Genomic DNA, 20,065 nt, shown 5'->3' on the forward strand with positions numbered 1-20,065 from the left:
AAAAGCTGCGCTATGTTAGGCAATACCACGAGATTAAGCAATAAAAACTAAAGCCAAGTGTTTTAGTTGTCTAAGATTTAAGCGTTTTCAGAAGATTATGTTATTTACGTAGGCTTGCTGAAAATTCTAACATTCGATTTGTCGATTTAAGTGCCCCCTCGCGTAATGACATATCAACAAAGACTTCTTTACCTTTAGCATCGATAAGTGCTTCTTCTATCGCTTTTAAACCGTTCATCGCCATCCAAGGGCAATGAGCACAACTTCTACATGTTGCGCCTTCACCAGCCGTAGGAGCTTCAAAAAACTCTTTATCTGGACACAACTGCTGCATTTTGTAAAAAATACCGCGATCGGTGGCCACTATAAACTTTTGATTCGGTAATTCTTGTGCCGCTTTAATTAATTGACTAGTTGAACCAACCGAATCAGCTAATTCAATTATTTCAGCGGGAGATTCAGGGTGTACTAAAATAGCGGCATCAGGATGCAGCGCTTTCATGTCTTCTAGCGCTTTCGTTTTAAACTCGTCATGTACTATACAAGCCCCTTGCCACATGATCATGTCGGCACCTGTTTGCTTTTGAATATAGTTACCTAAATGGCGATCAGGTCCCCAAAGAATCTTTTCGCCTTGTTCGTCAAGGTGTTCAACTATTTCAAGGGCACATGAAGACGTAACAATCCAATCAGCACGCGCTTTAACAGCCGTAGAAGTATTAGCATAAACCACAACTGTACGGTCGGGATGCTGATCACAGAATTCATTAAACTCTTTTATTGGGCAACCTAAATCTAACGAACAAGTCGCTTCTAAAGTCGGCATAACGACTGTTTTTTCTGGTGTTAATACTTTAGCAGTTTCGCCCATAAATTTAACACCAGCGATTATTAAGGTTTGTGCTTGGTGTTGATTACCAAAGCGGGCCATCTCAAGCGAGTCAGCGACACAGCCACCTGTTTCTTCTGCTAATGCTTGAATAATAGGATCAGTATAATAATGAGCAATCAAAGCAGCATTTTTTTCAACAAGTAATTGTTTGATGCGTGATTTGTATTGCGCTTGTTCATCTTCAGTAAGACGAGCAGGCTTTGCTGGAAAGGTGAAATCGAATTCTACCGCTAAATTACTTTGCGCCATTATTTACTCTATTAAACTCCAAGAAAAATCGCGGGAATTATACGTGAATAAAGGGCAAATGTGTACCTACAAATAGCAAGGTAAATTGAATTTTAATGATAAAACAGAAAAGCAAATAAAGCGTAAAAGTGGTCGGTCGTGAAGGATTTGAACCTTCGACAAATTGGTTAAAAGCCAACTGCTCTACCAACTGAGCTAACGACCGATTGTAGGTGGTGAATAAATTTAAATAAAGATCATATACTTTAGATAAGATCTTCACTTTTGCTATCCCGAACAGGGAAATAAAAGTGGTCGGTCGTGAAGGATTTGAACCTTCGACAAATTGGTTAAAAGCCAACTGCTCTACCAACTGAGCTAACGACCGATTAAATTTATTGTATAAATGGGCGAACCACACATTCTTTCATATCGAATAAAAAAGAAGTGGTCGGTCGTGAAGGATTTGAACCTTCGACAAATTGGTTAAAAGCCAACTGCTCTACCAACTGAGCTAACGACCGACATTTATGCGCGTTGAACGTCTCGTTCAACGCGCCGCATATGATACTGATAATTCTGTTGAGTGCAACAACAAAATTAAGTTTTTTTAGGATATCTTTGTAATTGTATAAAAAGCCAACATTGTGAACAAGTTATCAACAAAATTATTACAATAAACTAGATAGCCTAGGCTGGGCTAATTTTGCCGCACTAGAATTTGGGTATTCTTTAATCAGCTGTTGATACAAACTAACTGCTCTCGCTTTGTTATTTTGCTTTTGTTCAACCGTTGCTAATTTAAGTAAAGCATCACTTCGTTTAGTTGATTTTGGAAACTGCGAAACAACAATATCAAATTCTTGTTTTGCTTCTACCAATTCATTTTTATTAAACAATAATTGCCCTAACCAATAATGAGCATTCGCTGCATAGGTTGAATTAGGAAAATTTTGATTAAAAGCACGAAATTCTGGGATGGCTTTATCATATTGTTTTTCTTTTAACACCATATTTACCGCACGATCATACGCTTCATTTTCAGTTAAATTACTACTGTAATTTGTTTGAACCGAATTCGCAGGTGCTTCTATTGATGCTGGCACAGAATGAGTAGGTTTTAGCGCTTGTGAGACGCGACGATCCAATTCTTGATACAATTCACGTTGACGTTCAAGTACTTGGCTTAATTGATGTGTGTGTAGCTCAGTGACACCACGTAACTCATTCACTTCGTTTTGTAATTCATCAAGTTGACGTTGAACGTTTATTTGAGCACGATTTCTCGCGTCAAGCTTACGCTCTAATTGGTCAAGTCTTTCTTGAATTGACAATGATTTAAAAGAAGTATTACCGCGAGTAACATCTACTACAGGGGCTGGCTCTGCTGCCATTACAGTATGTGTAATAGCAGCGAAAGTTATGCCAAATAAAACTTTATTCAGTTTCATTTAATTACCTAACCTTTTTGTCTGAATTAGTATACTAAAACAGCACGACGGTTTTTAGCAAAAGCACTCTCAGAGCGATCTTTAACCATAGGTTTTTCTTCACCATAACTAACAACCGTTAATTGTGAAGAAGCGACACCCATGTTTTCTAAGTAAGTAACAACCGCTTTAGCACGACGTTCACCTAGAGCAATGTTATATTCAGGTGTACCGCGTTCATCAGCATGACCTTCAACTAAAACACTAACGTTTGAATTTTCATTTAAAAATTTAGCATGAGCATCTAAAATTGCTGAAAACTCACCGCTTACTGAAGATTTATCAAAATCAAAGTAAACGATATGTTCAGAACGTAAACGCTCAATTTCTTGACGTTTTTGCTCTTCAATTTCAGCAGCACGTTGTGCAGCAGTCACTTGAACATTATTTTGTTCAGTTGATGTTTGCGTTTGTGCATTGGTATCAACTTGGCTTTGTTCATCAGTTTCAGAATTTGAACTACATGCAGCTAATGCCATCATTGGTAATGCAATAGCAAGAGCTTTAACAGTTTTATTCAAGCGCATTTCGGTTTTCCTTATTGTTTCAACATTTTAAATTTTTCAATTTTATTATAAAAACGGTGACCAAGCAGGTGCTTTTACTTGCCCATTCAGTGCAGGTAAACGAGCCTTAAATCGACCATCAACAGAGACTAAACTTAATACTTGGCGATTATTATGCAAAGTACTGTAGATAATCATGCCACCATTTGGAGCAATACTGGGAGATTCATCTAAACGAGTTTTAGTTAATACCTGAAAAATACCAGAATCTAACTCTTGTTTCGCTAAATGATACTGACCACGTGTTCTATTTACCATAACGAGTTGACGACCATCAGGAGTTAATGAGCCACCAAGGTTCATTTCTCCATCAAAAGTTAGTCGCCTTACTTTACCGTCCACTAAATTTACGCGATATAGCTGAGCTTTTCCACCCCGTTCTGAACTAAATATCAATGAATTACCATCTGGAGACCAACTTGGCTCAGTATCGATTGCTCGATGACGGGTAATTCGGCGTAATTTTTTCGTGTTAACGTTCATCACATAGAGTTCTGGATTACCATCTTTCGATAACACCATCGCTAAACTCTTACCATCTGGAGACCAGCGTGGCGCACTATTTATGCCTGAAAATGAACTGATTAAATTTCGTTTGCCAGAATAGATATCAATGGTGAATATTTGCGCTTGATGATTTTCAAAGGTGACGTATGCAAGTTTATTTCCGGTTGGATCCCAAGATGGCGACATTAATGGCTCTTTTGAACTTAATAGCACATGCTCGTTGTAACCATCGTAATCAGCTATTACAAGCTGGTATGGGTAATTACCTTGGTCGCGCACAATCACATAAGCAATTTTCGTTAAAAATGCGCCGCGAGTACCGGTTAATTTAAGATATATTTCATCACTTATGCGATGACCATAGCGTCTAAATTGATCACTACTAATTTCCACAGAACTTTCTGCAAGAATATGATCAGAGGTTTTCACTAATTGGCCATTGCTGAGCATCTGTGTTTGACCACCCGTAATTTGACCACGAATAACATCTATTAACTGATAGCTTACTTTATAGCGACCAACGGCTGCTTGAGCAATTTGACCAATAACAATATTTTCAACACCAGCGGCCGCCCATGCCGCATAGTCAATTTCATTGGCATTTTGTGGATGTTGTGGAAAACGAACTTGATTGATCGGACTAAACTTACCACTACGTAGTAAATCTTCACTTATCACATTACTGATATTTTCAGGTAAAGTATTATTGCCTGCCCACTTAAATGGCAAAACGGCGATAGGTCTTGCACCATCAATACCTTCTGTGATCACAATTTCTAAGGTGGCGAATGCTTGGTGAGTGAATAAAGATAAACAAACAGCTAAAATTAATTTAATTTTCATCATAAGGATAAGGTTTATTACTACTTTTATTGATTAAAATTCAGGTACTACAGTTAAACTGATCGTACGCATTTTTTCAAATACTTCTGGATCTTTTGATACTGGAAGTTTTCCGGCTTTATAAACCGCTTTGCTTGCAGCATCACACACGATTCGATCGCCGTTACCCGATACTACATTAATAACGAAGCCAGATGGAGCCAATTTAATGGTTAATTTACACGATTTATTTTCCATTGTAGCTTTATCAGTAATTAAATTACTTTGAATCGCTCGTGTAATTAACGCGGTATAACGACCAACTTCGGTCATCATTTGTTGTTGTCTTGCTTTTTGACGTGCGGCCATTTCTTCCGCCATTTGATTTGCAAGCGCTTGTTCTTGAGCCGCCTTTTCTTTCGCTGCTAATTCTTTACGTTTTTTTTCTTCCGCTCGTTTTTTACGTAAACGCTCAGCTTCTTTTGCAGCTTTCTCTTCTTTTAAACGTTTTGCTTTGGCATCTGCAGCCGCTTTTTCCGCTTTCTTTTTCTCTAATTCTTTTTTCTTACGCAGTTTTTCAGCTGCATTAGCTTTTGCTCTAGCTTTTCTAGCTGCATCATCTGCGGCTTTTTTCTCGCGTTCTTTTTTCTGACGTTGTTTTTCTAGATTCTTAATACGAGTTTCTTCTTTCAAACGTTTACGTTTTGCCGCAACAGCCTGATCTTCAAGCTGCTTTATACGTTTGGCTTCATCAAGTTTTTTTTGCTTAAGCTTATTTACTTGCGCTTCTATCTTACTTCTATCCACGGCAACAGCTTGAATAGGTTGAACTTGAACGGCAGTTGGCGTTGGTTTAGGAGGATGCGCTGAAAAGTCACCAAGCACTAGCACTAACAATAACGAAATATGTAGTCCTAAACTTAAAGCAATCGCACTTAACAACTTATGATTCACGTATTTATTTCTCCAACGAATCAGTCATTAACCCAACAGAAGGCACACCGGCTTCCTGTTGAAGCAACACCATTAATTGAATAACGGCATCATACGAAACCGCACCATCTCCGTTAACGACCACAGGTGTATCTGGTTCAACTTTCAGATGCGCAGCAACTAAAGTAGCAACTTCTTCAGCCGACATAGGTTCATTTTTACTGGTACCTACGGCTAAATAATATTGGCCGTCTGCATCAACCGAAGCAACAAGAGGAGGTTTACTGTCTTTACTCAACGGCTCAGCATCAGCTTTAGGTAATTCAACTTTTACGCCTTGTGTAATAAGAGGAGCCGTTACCATAAAAATAATGAGTAAGACCAGCATCACATCAATGTAAGGCACTACATTTATTTCAGCAACTTTACGTCGCCTTACGCGATTATACATAATTAACCCTACCTAACGTTATGACTCACTCGTGGTTTGACGCTGTAAAATACTAGAAAACTCTTCCATAAAGTTACCGTAACTATTTTCTAGTTTTTCAACATGATGGGTAAATCGGTTATAAGCCATGACGGCTGGAATCGCGGCAAATAAGCCCATAGCGGTAGCAATTAACGCCTCTGCAATACCTGGTGCTACTTGCGCTAATGTTGCTTGCTCTTGAGCACCTAAGGCAATAAATGAATTCATGATGCCCCAAACAGTACCAAATAAACCAATATATGGACTGATTGAACCTACAGTCGCCATAAAGGGTAAGTGGGTTTCTAATTCGTCGACTTCGCGAGACAATGCAACACGCATGGCTCGATGTGTTCCATCAACAATAATTTGTGGCGTACTAATATGACTTTTTCGTAAACGAGCAAATTCTTTAAAACCTGCCACAAAGAGACTTTCAATACCATGTATATGCGATCTAGCTGACACTTCGTTGTATAATTTTGTTAAGTCTGCACCACTCCAAAACTTATCTTCAAAATTTTGTAATTGCTCTCGCGCGGCACGTAACGTTTTTCTTCGCTGAAAAATCATCGCCCAACAAGCAATTGAAAAACCTAATAAGGTTAACATCACCGCTTTTACTAATAAGCTAGCTTGTAAAAATAAATCTAAAAAAGAAAGTTCAGCTGACACCTTTTAACGCTCCTAATATCGTGTTTGGTATTGCACAAGGTTTACCACGTAATAAATTAACATAAGCTACAACAACTTCTACCTTACAAAGGCAAACTTGTTGTTCATTGGTGATTTGTTGAGTAAACCTAAGACTAGCGCGTTTAATTTCACTAATTGTTGAAGTTACTGTAAGTAAATCATCCAGTTTAGCCGAAGCTAAGTTATCCATTTCAACGTGTCTGACCACAAAACCACAGTTTTGTTCTAAAAAAAAGGATTGATTAATTTTAAGCGTTCTTAACCATTCAGTACGAGCACGCTCACAAAATTTTAAATAATTGGCGTAATAAACAATACCGCCTGCATCAGTATCTTCATAATAAACCCGGATCTGAAATGTATTACTAAGCGTTTGCATGAATTTATGTATGGCTTTTAATCTAAAACTTCAAGCCCATATAGTAATAGAAAAATAGCCATGCAAACAAGTGTTTAAAGCAGGAGATTGCAAGAAAATGAGAATATTAATTTTCGGTATTTTCAAACCTAAAAATCTTCTACGAAAGATAAAACACCAACCATTGATAATCCATTAGTTTTTCTAATGCGAATTATAAATTTTATTCGTTTGTTTTTCTTGGTTAGCATCCATATAATGGCTTTGTTTTCTGAGCTAGCCCATGAAAAACTCTCCCCCTAGGTTTTATCATGAACTAGATTTTGAATAGGTAACTTGTTATTTATTCTCTCTGACATGTTTTTTGAAACATTTTTTCCTTCTAGTAACTTAAGTCTTAAGTTGGCCCGCTTCAATTGAGCGGGCTTTTTTTTAACTAAATTTTAGTTCGTCATGCAATAAGAGGGAGTTATTTCTTCACTATCAATCAACAATCAATCATTGATAGGCTATGTATACATAGCGTCATTGAGGGTTAAGTAAGGAAAAGTGCTGATAAGCTTTATCTGTCACGATACGACCGCGTGGGGTACGTTGTAAATAGCCTTGTTGAATTAAAAAAGGCTCGAGCACATCTTCAATGGTTTCTCGTTCTTCACCTATCGCTGCTGCAACATTATCTAATCCGACAGGTCCACCTTGGAATTTTTCAATAATCGCTAGCAAAAGTTTTCTATCCATAATGTCAAAACCTTCGCTATCAACTTCGAGCATATTCAACGCTTTACTTGCTGTATTTTGATCCACTTCACCCGCTGTTTTCACATCGGCATAATCACGGACACGACGTAATAATCGATTAGCAATTCTAGGAGTACCTCGCGAACGTTTTGCCACTTCAAACGCTCCTTGTTCATCCATATTTAAATTTAGAAAATGTGCAGAACGTTTCACGATGTCTGTTAAATCTTTGGTGTTGTAAAACTCTAATCGTTGCACTATGCCAAAACGGTCACGTAATGGTGAAGTTAATGCACCTGCTCGGGTTGTAGCACCAATTAAAGTGAAAGCAGGTAAGTCGAGTTTGATAGATCGCGCAGCAGGCCCCTCACCGATCATGATATCTAATTGATAATCTTCCATCGCCGGGTACAGCACTTCTTCAACAACAGGACTTAATCGATGAATTTCATCAATAAAAAGTACGTCATTTTCTTCAAGGTTCGTTAATAGTGCCGCAAGATCACCCGCTTTTTCTAAAACCGGGCCTGAAGTTGTGCGAATATTTACTCCCATTTCATTGGCAACAATATTTGCTAACGTTGTTTTACCTAAGCCGGGCGGGCCAAATATCAGTAAATGATCAAGTGGCTCACCACGCTTTCTTGCCGCTTCAATGAAAATTTCCATTTGGGTTTTAACATGATCTTGACCAGTATAATCAGCTAATAATTTTGGACGAATAGCCCGATCGACTCCTTCATCTTCCAAGGTCGCAACAGGCTCAATTAATCGATCAGCTTCTATCATTTACTTTCTCTATTCTTTAATTTATCAAATACCGATAAGATATTTATAACATTGCCTTTAAAGCGTCTCTGATCAAATCTTCGCTACACTTGTCGGCACTAAATATTGATTTAATCGCTTTGTCCGCTTGTTGTTGACTATAACCAAGAGACACCAAGGCGTTAGTTGCATCACCTTTCGCATTATTAACATAACTATCTGTTTGCTGAACATTTAAAGCGAAACCTTCTGATGAGCTTGTATCACTACCAGCTTGCCAATCTTTGAGACGATCACGCATTTCAATTAATAAACGCTCTGCGGTTTTCTTACCAACGCCTGGAATTTTAACGATAGTCGTTAAATCATCGTGGCTTACACAACTGACAAACTGGTCCGCCGACATACTCGACAAAATAGCTAAACCTAATTTAGGACCAACGCCATTAACTTTTATCAACAAACGAAAAAGTTTACGTTCAACTTTATTCGCAAAACCATATAATAATTGTGCGTCTTCTCGAACAACAAAGTGCGTATAAATAATAGCTTCTTCATTTAACTCAGGTAAAGCATAAATACTGGTCATTGGCATCGTCACTTCATAACCAATACCGCCACATTCAATTAACACTTCTGGAGCGATTTTCTCCACCAAAATACCACGTAAACGACCTATCACAGCAATAAAACCTTGAATGAAATTATTTTAAGAAACCATAACACTATATATTTATACAGTAAAGTACCTGTTAGGCTGTTCGAGAAAATTATTATTAACAACGGCTATTTTGCCAGTAATTAACGCAATCGTCCTCTAACCATTTTGGTTGCTTGTCCTGCCATTTTATCTAAAGAATCATGACTATGGGCGTGGCACAATGCTACGGCTAAAGCATCGGCAGCATCGGCTTGCGGTGTACCTGGAAGCTTTAAAATAGATTTCACCATATGTTGAACTTGTGTTTTATCGGCTGCGCCTGTGCCAACAACTGACTGTTTGATTTGTCTTGCTGAATATTCTGCAACCGTTAAACCATTATTGGTTGCCGCAACAATCGCTGCTCCTCTAGCCTGACCAAGTTTTAACGCACCACCAGGATTAACCCCCATAAATACTTGCTCAATAGCAAATAGCTCAGGATTAAATTGAATAATTAGCTCAGATACACCAGCAAATATTGTTTGGAGTCTGTCACTGAAATTTTCATCTTCTTTATTAACAGAAAAGGCTTTAATGCATCCACTACCTAAATATGAAAGTTTACGGCCTTCTTGCCTAATAACGCCATATCCTGTAATTCGAGAGCCAGGATCAATTCCTAAAATAATAGACAAAGATACATTCCTATAGCGTTGCTAAAAGGTGAAAGATTTTCATTATTCAACCCTTTATATCAAGTTGAAAAATATTCTGCCATTAAAAAAGCAGTAAATATTTACATATTTACTGCTTTCAAAGTAAAGCTAACTAAGTTAACAACTATTCAGTTGCAGCAGCGTTTTCTTCGGTTTTAGCAATTCCTAACTCTTTCAGTTGTTCAGGGTTTGCTTGCCCGGGAGCATTGGTTAACGGACAAGCCGCAGTCGTCGTTTTAGGGAATGCCATTACATCACGAATTGAACTTGCACCTGTCATTAACATCACGAGTCTGTCTAAACCAAACGCTAAACCAGCATGTGGCGGCGCACCGTATTGTAATGCTTCAAGTAAGAAGCCAAATTTTTCTTGTGCTTCTTCATCACTGATCCCTAAAATTCTAAAGACAGCTGCTTGCATATCTTGATTATGAATACGGACAGAGCCTCCGCCTAATTCACAACCATTTAGTACCATATCATAGGCATCAGATAATGCGCCGACAGGATTCGCTTCAAGCTCTTCTGCGGTTAAGTTTGTCGGGGCAGTAAAGGGGTGATGAATAGCATGCATATGACCATCAACTTCTTCAAACATTGGGAAGTCAACTACCCACAATGGTTTCCATTCGCCTGTTAGTAATTCTAGATCTTCACCTAATTTAAGGCGCAGTGCACCGAGTGATTCACTCACTACATTGTATTGATCAGCACCAAAGAAAATAATATCACCTGATTTGGCGTTTGCACGTGCAAGCAAAGCTTTAGCAGCATCTTCTGTTAAAAATTTTAAAATTGGCGATTGTAAGCCATCCATGCCGGCATCAATGTCATTGACTTTTAACCAAGGCATGCCTTTCGCGCCATAAATACCAACATATTTAGTTAATTCATCAAGTCCTTTCCGTGAAAATTTCGCAGCGCCTTGCGGAACACAAATGATTGCAACACGACCTTTTTCATCGTTAGCTGGTCCTGAAAACACCTTAAATTCAACGTCTTTTAGAATGTCTGCAACATCCACTATCTCTAATGGATTACGTAAATCAGGCTTATCACTGCCAAAACGAGACATTGCCTCAGAATATGGCATGCGAGGAAATTCGCCCAAATCTACATTCAACATGGTTTGAAACAATTCACGGATCATTTTCTCTGTCACTTCCATCACTTGATCTGATGACATAAATGACGTTTCAATATCTATTTGAGTAAATTCTGGCTGTCTATCGGCTCGTAAATCTTCATCACGGAAACATTTAACGATTTGATAGTATCGTTCCATTCCCGACATCATCAACAACTGCTTAAATAACTGTGGTGATTGCGGTAATGCAAAAAACTGCCCTTTGTGGGTACGACTTGGTACTAAATAATCGCGTGCACCTTCAGGAGTTGCCGCGGTAAGAATTGGTGTTTCAATATCTAAGAAACCTTGTGATTCAAGTGAAGAACGAACCGCTGACGTTACTTTTGCACGAAAACGCATACGCTCTGTCATTTCAGCGCGACGCAAATCTAAATAACGATACTTTAAGCGTTGCTCTTCTGAGTTAGTTTGGTTTGAATCAAGGGGTAATGGCGCAGACTTATTTAAGATAGTTAGATCTAAACCTAATACTTCGATACCGCCGGTTTTCATGTCTTTGTTGATTTGTCCTTCTGGACGAGCACGAACTTTACCTTTAATTTGTACACAAAACTCATTGCGTAAAGTATTGGCTTTTTTGATCACCTCAGGTAAGTCAGGATCATAAACAACTTGCACTATGCCTTCACGGTCACGGATATCTAAGAAGATAACAGCGCCTAAATCACGACGTTTGTTAACCCAACCACATAATGTTATTTCTTGACCGATATGAGATTCATTGACCTCACCACAATAAAGCGTACGCATACTAATTTGCCTTGATTACTCGAGAATTTAGCGACTTGTTTTTCGCAGGTTTCTTTTAGGATAAAAATTTGCCGACATTATAAAGCAATCAAGATTAAAGTCACCAGTATTCAATGCGAGATGATAAAAAACCTATTTACAATGTGGGGTGCCACCAACAAACGACTTATGAACTAAATGCAAAATGATTTTTACCCGTGGCTTTTACTTCATACATTAATCTATCGGCTTCTTTTAGTAAGTCGGTTTCAGATTTAGCATCGCCAGGATACATTGCAATTCCAATACTACACCCGATTTTGGCTTGGGCGATAGATAATTGAAAGGGCTTTTGCATCAGTTGTAGTACTTTTTCTGCAATAAAAGCAGCTTCATCTTTGTTATGAAGTCCTGTGAGTAATAGCACAAACTCATCACCACCAAAGCGTACCGTGGTATCAGATTTACGAACACACTGAGATAATCGGTCAGCCACTTGTATCAGTAATTCATCGCCAACATCGTGCCCATAGGTATCATTAATACCTTTGAAGCCATCGAGATCAATAAACAATAATGCCATTTGTAATGACTGGCGTTGATGAAAGTTGATGGCGGTTTTAATTCTATCTTTTAATAAAACGCGATTTGCTAGCCCCGTCAATTCATCATGCGTTGCCATATGCTTCATTTTTTTCTCGAGGGATTTTCGTGTTTGAATTTCGACATAAAGACGTCTATTCCACACAACAATAACCACTATGATTGTAATAATAATAACCCCAATTTGCGCCGACAGTCTTAAAACCGTGTCTTTATCAAAGCCTGTTTCTAAATTAATGCCAAACCATTTTTCATAAATGACTAAACGCTCACTTTCAGAAATAGTTAATAAAGCTTTATTAATAATACGGGTTAATTCAGGCCAATCTTTACGAATCGCAAAACTATTCTTATCAATATTAAATTCATCAACCACCGACATATATAAAGTCATCAAACTTTCACGTCGAATAAGTTCAGAAGCTGAGGCTATGTTTTCGATTAACCCTTGAACCGCTCCTTGCTGAACTGCTTTTATACCCTCTTCGTGATCGTCTACTAATTTTAAAATAATGTTGGGGTGATCTTTTTGAATGACTTTCGCGACATGATAACCTTTAACGATTGCCAATTTCTTTCCGTAAAAGTCTTTTAATTTCAAACCACTTTTTTGTTGACGTTGATGAATAACAACCCAAGGCATATCCCAGTATGAGTCGGTAAATGAAAGTACTTTTTTACGCTCTTCTGATTCATTAGCACTACCAAGTAAATCTACTTCTTTATTGATAACGCCTTGTAACATTTCGCTCCAGCTGTCATAAAATTTAAAGGTGAAATTAATGCCAGTTTTCTGACTGATCAGTGCCAAAATATCAGCATTTATCCCTTCTGCTTTACCATTTTCATTAACAAACTCTACCGGTCGCCAACTTTTGTTAATCCCTACTTTTATGGTGTCTACTTCTGATAAAAAAGTTTTTTCATCTTTGGTTAATTCCACTTTTTTAGCGCTTTGCTTATAAAAACCTTCTTGTTTATTTGATAACCAATTTTCTTCCAGTTGAATTAATGCTGCTGTTGGTAGGAGTTCAAAACCTTCCTTTATAATTTCGACAAGACGCGTGTTTTTATGTTGCGTTAAAGCAAAAATATTAGTTTTAAAAGGGCTAATAGGTAGCTTATAAAAAGCGAGTTGTAAATTTGCTTGTGTAAGCTGTTCGTGTGTGGTTTCAACTGCGCCAACAAATGCATCTATATCATTTTTATCAATGGCTTTTAACACATCTTTATAGTTTTTAAGAAACACCAGTTTTATGTCGGGATGATATTTTGCAATCTGTGCTATGTAAGGTGCGGTCTTAAAGATACCTAATCGTTTGCCATTAAGTTGAGAAAGCTCAGTGATATTCGGTATATTATTTGAGATATAAACATTTGAAGGTACAGCATAAATTTGATGAGCGAGCGTTAAGTTATCACTAGAGAGTTTATTATTGGGATAAGCAACATGGGCATCAATCTCTCCTGCTTTGATCAATTCAACTGCATCCGTCATTTTTTCAGGAATAAACTCTACCGCTAACCCTGTTTGTTCTGACCATAAACGCCAAATATCAATAAATAAACCTTGTGCCTTGCCATTAATAGACTCTCCCATGTAAGGGAGTAAATTAGGCGTATACGCAAGTAATACTTTATCGGCGCTTTTATTAAACCCTAACCATTTTTTCTCTAATATCGTTTTATCTTCTGGTGTTATTTTTGCTAATCCGTCCTCAATAAACTGGGCTAACACAGTATTATCTTTTTTAACCGCCGAAACATATTCATCTTGATTTAATAAAATTCTACGATAGGTTGGAAATTGCGTTAATAGTTCTTTTCGTTTTTGATAATTTCGAAATACTCGATCTAAAATACTAAATGCGGCTATTTCACCGTTTAATGCGCCATCAAATAATGCAAACCTACTTTTATATTCCCGGATCATAAAATCAGGGTTTAATTTTTTCAGGATTTCTATATGACTTGACCCAGCAACAACGCCAATGGTGAGCGGTATTAATTGTTGAAGCGTTTCAATATGTTCGTAATTACGGTGTAAATATATGTGGCTTTTTTGTTTAAAAAAAGTGTCGGTAAAAGTAAACACTTTTGCTCTATTATCGGTTTTGGCCATGCCTGCATGAATATCGGCTTCACCTTCACTCACGGAAGCTAATGTTTCAAGCCAACTCATAGGAACAAACTCAACGACTACATTTTGTTTGTTCGCCCATAGTTTCCAATAATCCACCATAATGCCATCAGCCTCACCTTGCTGATTTTGAAAATGATATGGGAATGAAGTTTTATTGAACGCTATTTTAATAGGTTGTGGTATTTCTGCTTTAGTTTGAGCAAATACTTGGCAACAAAAGAATAAGGTATTAATAAATAAAAATTTAACTAACCAAAATTTCAAGCCTTTCTCCTGTTTATGGGATTTATTTAACTGTCTTTAGCACTATTAGTATAGGCAAATAATATTTATCCATTTTATTGATCATTGTTTTTCAGTTAAAATACCAGCAATTAGCATTCCTACACAATGACTTTACGCTATGACTCGCTCAGAAACCGATTTAATTTTTTCAAACAAACAAAGTAAAGTGAAAGATTTTACTTTTGACGCACAAGTTGTAGAAGTTTTTCCTGATATGATTTCACGTTCAGTACCAGGCTACAATACTATTATAGAAACGATTGCTCAATTAAGTCAGCAATATGTCAGTAATAATTCAAATATTTATGATTTAGGTTGTTCTTTAGGTGCTGCAACCTTAGCTATGCGAAAAGCAATTACTGCTCAAAATTGTCAAATAATAGGTGTCGATAACTCCACAGCCATGGTTGAACGTTGTAAAATGCATATTAATGCTTTTAAAGGAGAAACGCCTGCTGAAATTGTAGAAGGGAATATTGTCGATTACCCAATTCACAATGCTTCAATGGTTGTCTTGAATTTTACTTTACAATTTATTGAGCCTAACCTGCGCGAACAAGTCATCAATAATATTGCCAATGGCTTACTACCCGGTGGCGCATTGGTATTATCTGAAAAACTCTCTACTGACGATCAAACATGCCAAAATTTATTAACTGATTTACATCATAACTTTAAACGTGCCAACGGATACAGTGATTTAGAAATAGCTCAAAAGCGAACGGCTTTAGAAAAAGTTATGCTCACTGATACGGTTGATACTCAAATAACACGATTGAAAAATGCCGGCTTTACTCACGTAACGCCTTGGTTTCAATGTTTTAACTTTTACTCTTTAGTCGCCATCAAATAAGTAGTTGTCTCAATGAATTTTAATACTTTTTATCAAGAAATCGCTCAAAACCGCTTATCTCATTGGTTAAACACCCTACCTGCTCAACTTACCCACTGGCAAAAACAAGAACTGCATGGTGAGTTTTTACAATGGCAAAAAACACTCGATGCATTACCAGAAACAAAGCCATCAAGCATCAATTTACAAGATGGTGTAATTGTCGGTGAAAAAAGCGACATTAAAGAGGGTGAATATAAACGTTTAGAAAACTTATTAAAAAAATTCAAACCTTGGCGCAAAGGTCCTTACCATATTCATGGCTTACATATTGATACCGAATGGCGATCTGATTTTAAGTGGGATCGACTCCTTCCTCATATCAGTTCATTGAAAAATAAATATGTATTAGACATAGGTTGTGGCAGTGGTTATCACTTATGGCGAATGCGAGGTGAAGGTGCAGAATTTGTCGTGGGAATTGATCCAACTCAGCTATTTTTTACTCAATTTAACGCCATCCAGCATTTTGTCAATGATAAACAAGTTCACCTATTACCTTTAGGTGTCGAACAATTACCCGAATTACATGCCTTTGACAGTGTATTTGCTATGGGCGTTTTATATCATCGACGTTCACCGATTGATTTTTTATATCAATTAAAGTCACAACTCGTAAAAGGCGGTGAATTAGTACTAGAAACATTAGTGGTTGATGGGGATGAAAATACTGTATTAGTGCCTGGCGAACGTTATGCGAAAATGCGTAATGTCTGGTTTCTACCAAGTTGTGATGCAATGTGTGCGTGGTTAGCTCGTTGTGGCTTTAGCAATATTCGGGTGGTCAATACAGATGTTACAGCCCTTGGCGAACAACGCAAAACAGACTGGATAGACACTGAATCTTTAGAAGACTTCCTTGATCCAGACGATCAATCAAAAACAATAGAAGGTTACCCAGCGCCGAAAAGAGCCATTTTCATTGCTAATAAATAACTTTTTAATTCAGATAGTTATCTATTACCAACTGATAAGTACCGTTTTCTTTAATGGTTTCTATGCCTTTATCAAATGTTTCCTTTAACTCATTAGATTTAAAACCTACTGAATAAGGGCGTTCATTAAAAATATAATGCACGGTATATGGTTTATTAAAAAGCGGATTTTTTTGTGTTTTTACGAAATACTTAAATATATTAATATCAAGAATTATCACTTCCGTTCTACGTAAAAACAATAATTCAATTTGCTTCATTTGATCAGGCACTTCTCGGTAATCCATTGAGTAAGCGATGGTACCTTCATATTCGTCACCAAGAAATTTCTTAGCATTTTGAAATGCAATAATGCTTTTATCAGATAGTTCTGATATTTGCTCAATTTTAAAGTTATCTTCAGAAAGACTCACCGCGACATTTTGATAAATGATGTAAGGCTTTGAAATAAAAAGTGCAGGATGTTCATAGCTTGGCGGTAACGTTATGATGCCGTCGGCGTTCATGCGTCGAAAGCCAGTAAGATTTCGCCCCAGCGGCATTGCATTAAAGTTAACGTTATAGTTTTCGCTAGCAAAGGCTTCTCTGATCAAATCGAGTTGCAAACCATGTTGTTGATCTTCTAGGATAAAAGGAGGCTTTGCTAAACCAGTGACAAGCTCTAGGCTATGTTTATCTACTATCGAGTCTCGTGGAAAAATGTTTTTTTGTTCAACGGCTAGATCAGTATATTCTACTGCTTTAATTAACAATGGCGTAATAAAAACTAGACAACAAATTATTTTATAAAAAGACCCCATTTACACCCTTGCTTTTCTATAACTTTCAACAATATATCGTTTTTGACTAACAATAAACTAAGTAAAATGTTAACGTGAAAGTTAAGAAACTATCTGTTACAACAATACAGAAGTTTAGCATGTATTTTAATAATATATTAGGTCTGCTATGAATAATATCTGGTTAACGAGACAATTTACTAAAGTGGCAACACGTCGACAAGATCACCGTAGCCCTTTTCAACGAGACAGAGCAAGAATTCTTCACTCCGCCGCTTTTCGTCGACTGCAATCTAAAACACAAGTAATGGGCAGTGGTCAAAGTGACTTTTATCGAACTCGTCTGACACATTCATTAGAAGCAGCACAAATCGGATCAGGTATCAGTGCTCAACTAAGAGATAAATTTCCAGATCTCACAGCAACGTTATTTCCAGAAAATGACACCCTAATAGAAGCCATTTGTTTAGCTCATGACATAGGTCATCCGCCTTTTGGTCATGGTGGTGAAGTTGCCTTACATTATATGATGCGTGACTTTGGCGGCTTCGAAGGAAACGGACAAACTTTTCGGATAGTTTCCAAGTTAGAACCTTATAGTGAAAATTACGGGATGAATTTAGCCAGACGTACGTTATTAGGACTAATGAAATACCCTCAAACCATTGATTGTTTATCATCATCAGATCAAGTCAAAACCTTATCATCGCATCGTCAATTAAAAGCAGCAGATTGCCATCCACCCAAGGGATTATTTTTAGACGATGAAGAGACTTTAAATTGGGTGCTTGCTCCATTGAACTTAGAAGATAAATCATTATTTCAGCAAACCACTCAACATAAAAATAAGCACAATAAAACGTTATTTAAATCACTCGATTGCTCCATCATGGAGCTCGCAGATGATATTGCTTATGGCATTCACGATCTAGAAGATGCCATCGTTACCGGCGTTGTTAACCAAAACGATTTTGAAGAGCATGTTGTTAAGCAACTGAAAGTACTTGATGATGAATGGTTACAGGAAATTAGTGAGACTTTAACTCAGCAATTATTTAGTCAACAACATCACTTGCAAAAAGAAGCAATTGGCGGATTAGTCAATTATTTGATCACGGAAATTGTGTTAGTTGATTTGAATGAAGCTGATAATATCAACTTTTCGGAGCCGCTTTTAAGGTACAATGCTCAACATCCTGATATTGCTAAAAAAGCATTACAAATATTTAAAGACTTTGTCCTTCAATTTGTTATTAAACAAACGGCAATTCAACAAATTGAATATCGTGGCCAACAAGTTGTCATGGAACTTTTTGAAGCACTAGCGTCGGATCCTGAAAGGTTACTACCGATAAATGCGAAAGCACGTTATTTACGAGCAAAAGCTGATGGCACGAATTGTCATCGGATCATTGCAGATTATGTTGCGGGAATGACAGACGATTACGCCACAAATTTATATCAAACTTTATTTGTGCCAAGTAATCAAAGTCATTACTCTTGGTCGAATTTATAATGTGTACGATTTAACCGTCGCCCCAAAAGTAAAATAAATAAAAATCTTAAAAAAGTAGAGATATAACATTAGTCATGCTTGATATTTATGCCGGAACCCACGCGCTAAAAACCATTCAGCAACAAGGTTTTAAACAAGAATTATTCACTTCAATGCTCGGCGCCAGCGGTGGACCTAAATGGTTTACCTTGTTTGGGCTAGATAAGTATATATTTGGCGAGTTCTTTCAAGAACGAACAACTGAACTCAACTTAATAGGCTCATCGGCAGGTGCATTTCGTTTTGGTGCCCTAGCTCAAAAAGATCCGGTAGCTGCCATTACTCGCTTAGCTAAAATTTATAGTGAAACGGTTTATACTGAAAAAGCCGATGCGCTTGAAATTACCACCAAAGCTAAAACGTTATTAGACGCTGTTTATGGCAAGAATGGCATGGCAGAGATCATTAACAACCCTATTTTTAAGGCACATTTTATAGTTGCAAAATGCCAAGGATTAACAAGTTTTGACAGTAAGCCCTTACAGTTTTTAGGTTTATTGGGCAGCATTGTGTTAAATCGAATTGACCGAAATTTATTAAAACACCAATATCAACGTTATGTATATCATCATCCCAATAGTCGAGTAAGACTTACTGACCATTGTCAATTTGACACCTTTTATCAGCCTTTAACAGAACGGAACTTAAAAGCTGCTTTACTTGCATCGGGTTCAATTCCTATGGTAATGCAAGGGGTAAAAGATATTCCAAACTCACCAAAAGGAATGTACCGAGATGGCGGCATTATTGATTATCATTTTGATATTCAAATAGAAAATGCTGAGAATCAGAAGAGTGAGAATGAAGGTTTAATTTTATACCCCCACTTTAATGCGCAGCCAAAAGCTGGATGGTTTGATAAAAATTTAACTCGCAAAGTACAAGAAAATCACTATCAAAATGTTGTGATGATAGTGCCGTCTCAACAATTTATTGCGTCATTACCATTTGGCAAAATTCCGGATAGAAAAGACTTCACTGAAATGGATGCCACTACACGTATCAAATATTGGCGCACGGTTTTAACTGAAACAGAACGTTTAGCTGAGCGTTTTGATGCTTTTTGCCAACAACCAGACCTCAGCCAACTAAAGCCTTTTCAGGCTTAACTTAAAGCAAAAGAATTAGCATAACTTTCGATTAAAGGTAAACGGGAATTACT

At 37.3% G+C, this 20,065-nt stretch carries 18 protein-coding genes and 3 tRNA genes; 4 read left to right on the top strand and 17 right to left on the bottom strand.

Annotation, left to right across the window (positions count from 1 at the left end; genetic code table 11):
* Nucleotides 1-100: 100 nt before the first annotated feature.
* The 16 genes from nadA to RM573_RS03045 all read right to left on the bottom strand — a co-directional run bounded on the left by nadA (nt 101) and on the right by RM573_RS03045 (nt 14,721).
* Nucleotides 101-1,141 (bottom strand): quinolinate synthase NadA, encoded by a 1,041-nt coding sequence (nadA, locus tag RM573_RS02970; protein WP_311576983.1) that lies wholly within the window; start codon nt 1,139-1,141, stop codon nt 101-103.
* Between the two features lie 129 nt (nt 1,142-1,270).
* Nucleotides 1,271-1,346, bottom strand: a tRNA-Lys gene (locus RM573_RS02975).
* Nucleotides 1,347-1,432: 86 nt separating this feature from the next.
* A tRNA-Lys gene (locus RM573_RS02980) sits at nt 1,433-1,508 on the bottom strand.
* A gap of 60 nt (nt 1,509-1,568) precedes the next feature.
* Nucleotides 1,569-1,644, bottom strand: a tRNA-Lys gene (locus RM573_RS02985).
* A 147-nt stretch (nt 1,645-1,791) separates the two neighbouring features.
* Nucleotides 1,792-2,571, bottom strand: a complete 780-nt coding sequence (ybgF, locus tag RM573_RS02990) for a tol-pal system protein YbgF (protein WP_311576985.1) — start codon at nt 2,569-2,571, stop codon at nt 1,792-1,794.
* Nucleotides 2,572-2,597: 26 nt separating this feature from the next.
* Entirely contained in the window at nt 2,598-3,137 is a 540-nt protein-coding gene (gene pal / locus RM573_RS02995; RefSeq protein WP_311576988.1) for a peptidoglycan-associated lipoprotein Pal, read from the bottom strand.
* Between the two features lie 45 nt (nt 3,138-3,182).
* The gene (gene tolB, locus RM573_RS03000; protein ID WP_432280198.1) at nt 3,183-4,529 is read right to left on the bottom strand and encodes a Tol-Pal system beta propeller repeat protein TolB; all 1,347 of its coding nucleotides are present in this window, start codon (nt 4,527-4,529) and stop codon (nt 3,183-3,185) included.
* Between the two features lie 30 nt (nt 4,530-4,559).
* Nucleotides 4,560-5,459 carry a cell envelope integrity protein TolA gene (gene tolA, locus RM573_RS03005; RefSeq protein ID WP_311576991.1) on the bottom strand — a complete coding sequence of 300 codons (900 nt, stop codon included), beginning with the start codon at nt 5,457-5,459 and terminating at the stop codon, nt 4,560-4,562.
* 4 nt (nt 5,460-5,463) lie between these two features.
* Nucleotides 5,464-5,889, bottom strand: a complete 426-nt coding sequence (tolR, locus tag RM573_RS03010) for a protein TolR (RefSeq protein ID WP_311576994.1) — start codon at nt 5,887-5,889, stop codon at nt 5,464-5,466.
* Nucleotides 5,890-5,907: 18 nt separating this feature from the next.
* Complete coding sequence (gene tolQ / locus RM573_RS03015) at nt 5,908-6,585, bottom strand: protein TolQ (RefSeq protein ID WP_311576996.1); 678 nt, start codon at nt 6,583-6,585, stop codon at nt 5,908-5,910.
* Entirely contained in the window at nt 6,575-6,985 is a 411-nt protein-coding gene (gene ybgC, locus RM573_RS03020; protein ID WP_311576999.1) for a tol-pal system-associated acyl-CoA thioesterase, read from the bottom strand. The genes tolQ and ybgC overlap by 11 nt, the downstream gene beginning before the upstream one ends.
* A gap of 504 nt (nt 6,986-7,489) precedes the next feature.
* A complete protein-coding gene (ruvB, locus tag RM573_RS03025) occupies nt 7,490-8,494 on the bottom strand; it encodes a Holliday junction branch migration DNA helicase RuvB (RefSeq protein WP_311577002.1) in 1,005 nt (334 codons plus the stop codon).
* A 43-nt stretch (nt 8,495-8,537) separates the two neighbouring features.
* Nucleotides 8,538-9,155 (bottom strand): Holliday junction branch migration protein RuvA, encoded by a 618-nt coding sequence (ruvA, locus tag RM573_RS03030; RefSeq protein ID WP_311577005.1) that lies wholly within the window; start codon nt 9,153-9,155, stop codon nt 8,538-8,540.
* A gap of 119 nt (nt 9,156-9,274) precedes the next feature.
* Nucleotides 9,275-9,811 carry a crossover junction endodeoxyribonuclease RuvC gene (gene ruvC, locus RM573_RS03035; protein ID WP_311577009.1) on the bottom strand — a complete coding sequence of 179 codons (537 nt, stop codon included), beginning with the start codon at nt 9,809-9,811 and terminating at the stop codon, nt 9,275-9,277.
* 145 nt (nt 9,812-9,956) lie between these two features.
* Entirely contained in the window at nt 9,957-11,732 is a 1,776-nt protein-coding gene (gene aspS, locus RM573_RS03040; RefSeq protein ID WP_311577013.1) for an aspartate--tRNA ligase, read from the bottom strand.
* A 166-nt stretch (nt 11,733-11,898) separates the two neighbouring features.
* Entirely contained in the window at nt 11,899-14,721 is a 2,823-nt protein-coding gene (locus tag RM573_RS03045) for a transporter substrate-binding domain-containing protein (protein ID WP_311577028.1), read from the bottom strand.
* A gap of 139 nt (nt 14,722-14,860) precedes the next feature.
* Here RM573_RS03045 and cmoA point away from each other — a divergent pair, with 139 nt between their 5' ends.
* Nucleotides 14,861-15,595 (top strand): carboxy-S-adenosyl-L-methionine synthase CmoA, encoded by a 735-nt coding sequence (gene cmoA / locus RM573_RS03050; RefSeq protein ID WP_311577032.1) that lies wholly within the window; start codon nt 14,861-14,863, stop codon nt 15,593-15,595.
* A gap of 12 nt (nt 15,596-15,607) precedes the next feature.
* The gene (gene cmoB, locus RM573_RS03055) at nt 15,608-16,570 is read left to right on the top strand and encodes a tRNA 5-methoxyuridine(34)/uridine 5-oxyacetic acid(34) synthase CmoB (protein ID WP_311577034.1); all 963 of its coding nucleotides are present in this window, start codon (nt 15,608-15,610) and stop codon (nt 16,568-16,570) included.
* A gap of 4 nt (nt 16,571-16,574) precedes the next feature.
* Here the strand turns inward: cmoB and RM573_RS03060 are convergent, their stop codons facing one another.
* Nucleotides 16,575-17,369, bottom strand: a complete 795-nt coding sequence (locus tag RM573_RS03060; protein ID WP_311577036.1) for a substrate-binding periplasmic protein — start codon at nt 17,367-17,369, stop codon at nt 16,575-16,577.
* A 148-nt stretch (nt 17,370-17,517) separates the two neighbouring features.
* On the opposite strand from RM573_RS03060, the gene RM573_RS03065 reads away from it, so the two are divergent.
* Both RM573_RS03065 and RM573_RS03070 read left to right on the top strand, forming a co-directional pair.
* Nucleotides 17,518-18,864 (top strand): anti-phage deoxyguanosine triphosphatase, encoded by a 1,347-nt coding sequence (locus tag RM573_RS03065; RefSeq protein WP_311577039.1) that lies wholly within the window; start codon nt 17,518-17,520, stop codon nt 18,862-18,864.
* A 74-nt stretch (nt 18,865-18,938) separates the two neighbouring features.
* Nucleotides 18,939-20,012, top strand: a complete 1,074-nt coding sequence (locus tag RM573_RS03070) for a patatin-like phospholipase family protein (RefSeq protein ID WP_311577042.1) — start codon at nt 18,939-18,941, stop codon at nt 20,010-20,012.
* Nucleotides 20,013-20,065 lie beyond the last annotated feature (53 nt).

Origin of the sequence: Thalassotalea castellviae, from assembly GCF_031846185.1 — a bacterium.
Taxonomy (GTDB): domain Bacteria; phylum Pseudomonadota; class Gammaproteobacteria; order Enterobacterales; family Alteromonadaceae; genus Thalassotalea_H; species Thalassotalea_H castellviae.

Coding starts and splice junctions, on each gene's coding strand:
- ybgF (WP_311576985.1), bottom strand. CDS start 2,571: ATGAAACTGAATAAAGTTTTATTTGGCATAACTTTCGCTGCTATTACA.
- aspS (WP_311577013.1), bottom strand. CDS start 11,732: ATGCGTACGCTTTATTGTGGTGAGGTCAATGAATCTCATATCGGTCAA.
- ruvB (WP_311577002.1), bottom strand. CDS start 8,494: ATGATAGAAGCTGATCGATTAATTGAGCCTGTTGCGACCTTGGAAGAT.
- nadA (WP_311576983.1), bottom strand. CDS start 1,141: ATGGCGCAAAGTAATTTAGCGGTAGAATTCGATTTCACCTTTCCAGCA.
- cmoA (WP_311577032.1), top strand. CDS start 14,861: ATGACTCGCTCAGAAACCGATTTAATTTTTTCAAACAAACAAAGTAAA.
- cmoB (WP_311577034.1), top strand. CDS start 15,608: ATGAATTTTAATACTTTTTATCAAGAAATCGCTCAAAACCGCTTATCT.
- ybgC (WP_311576999.1), bottom strand. CDS start 6,985: ATGCAAACGCTTAGTAATACATTTCAGATCCGGGTTTATTATGAAGAT.
- RM573_RS03060 (WP_311577036.1), bottom strand. CDS start 17,369: ATGGGGTCTTTTTATAAAATAATTTGTTGTCTAGTTTTTATTACGCCA.
- tolR (WP_311576994.1), bottom strand. CDS start 5,889: ATGTATAATCGCGTAAGGCGACGTAAAGTTGCTGAAATAAATGTAGTG.
- RM573_RS03070 (WP_311577042.1), top strand. CDS start 18,939: ATGCTTGATATTTATGCCGGAACCCACGCGCTAAAAACCATTCAGCAA.
- RM573_RS03065 (WP_311577039.1), top strand. CDS start 17,518: ATGAATAATATCTGGTTAACGAGACAATTTACTAAAGTGGCAACACGT.
- pal (WP_311576988.1), bottom strand. CDS start 3,137: ATGCGCTTGAATAAAACTGTTAAAGCTCTTGCTATTGCATTACCAATG.
- tolB (WP_432280198.1), bottom strand. CDS start 4,529: ATGATGAAAATTAAATTAATTTTAGCTGTTTGTTTATCTTTATTCACT.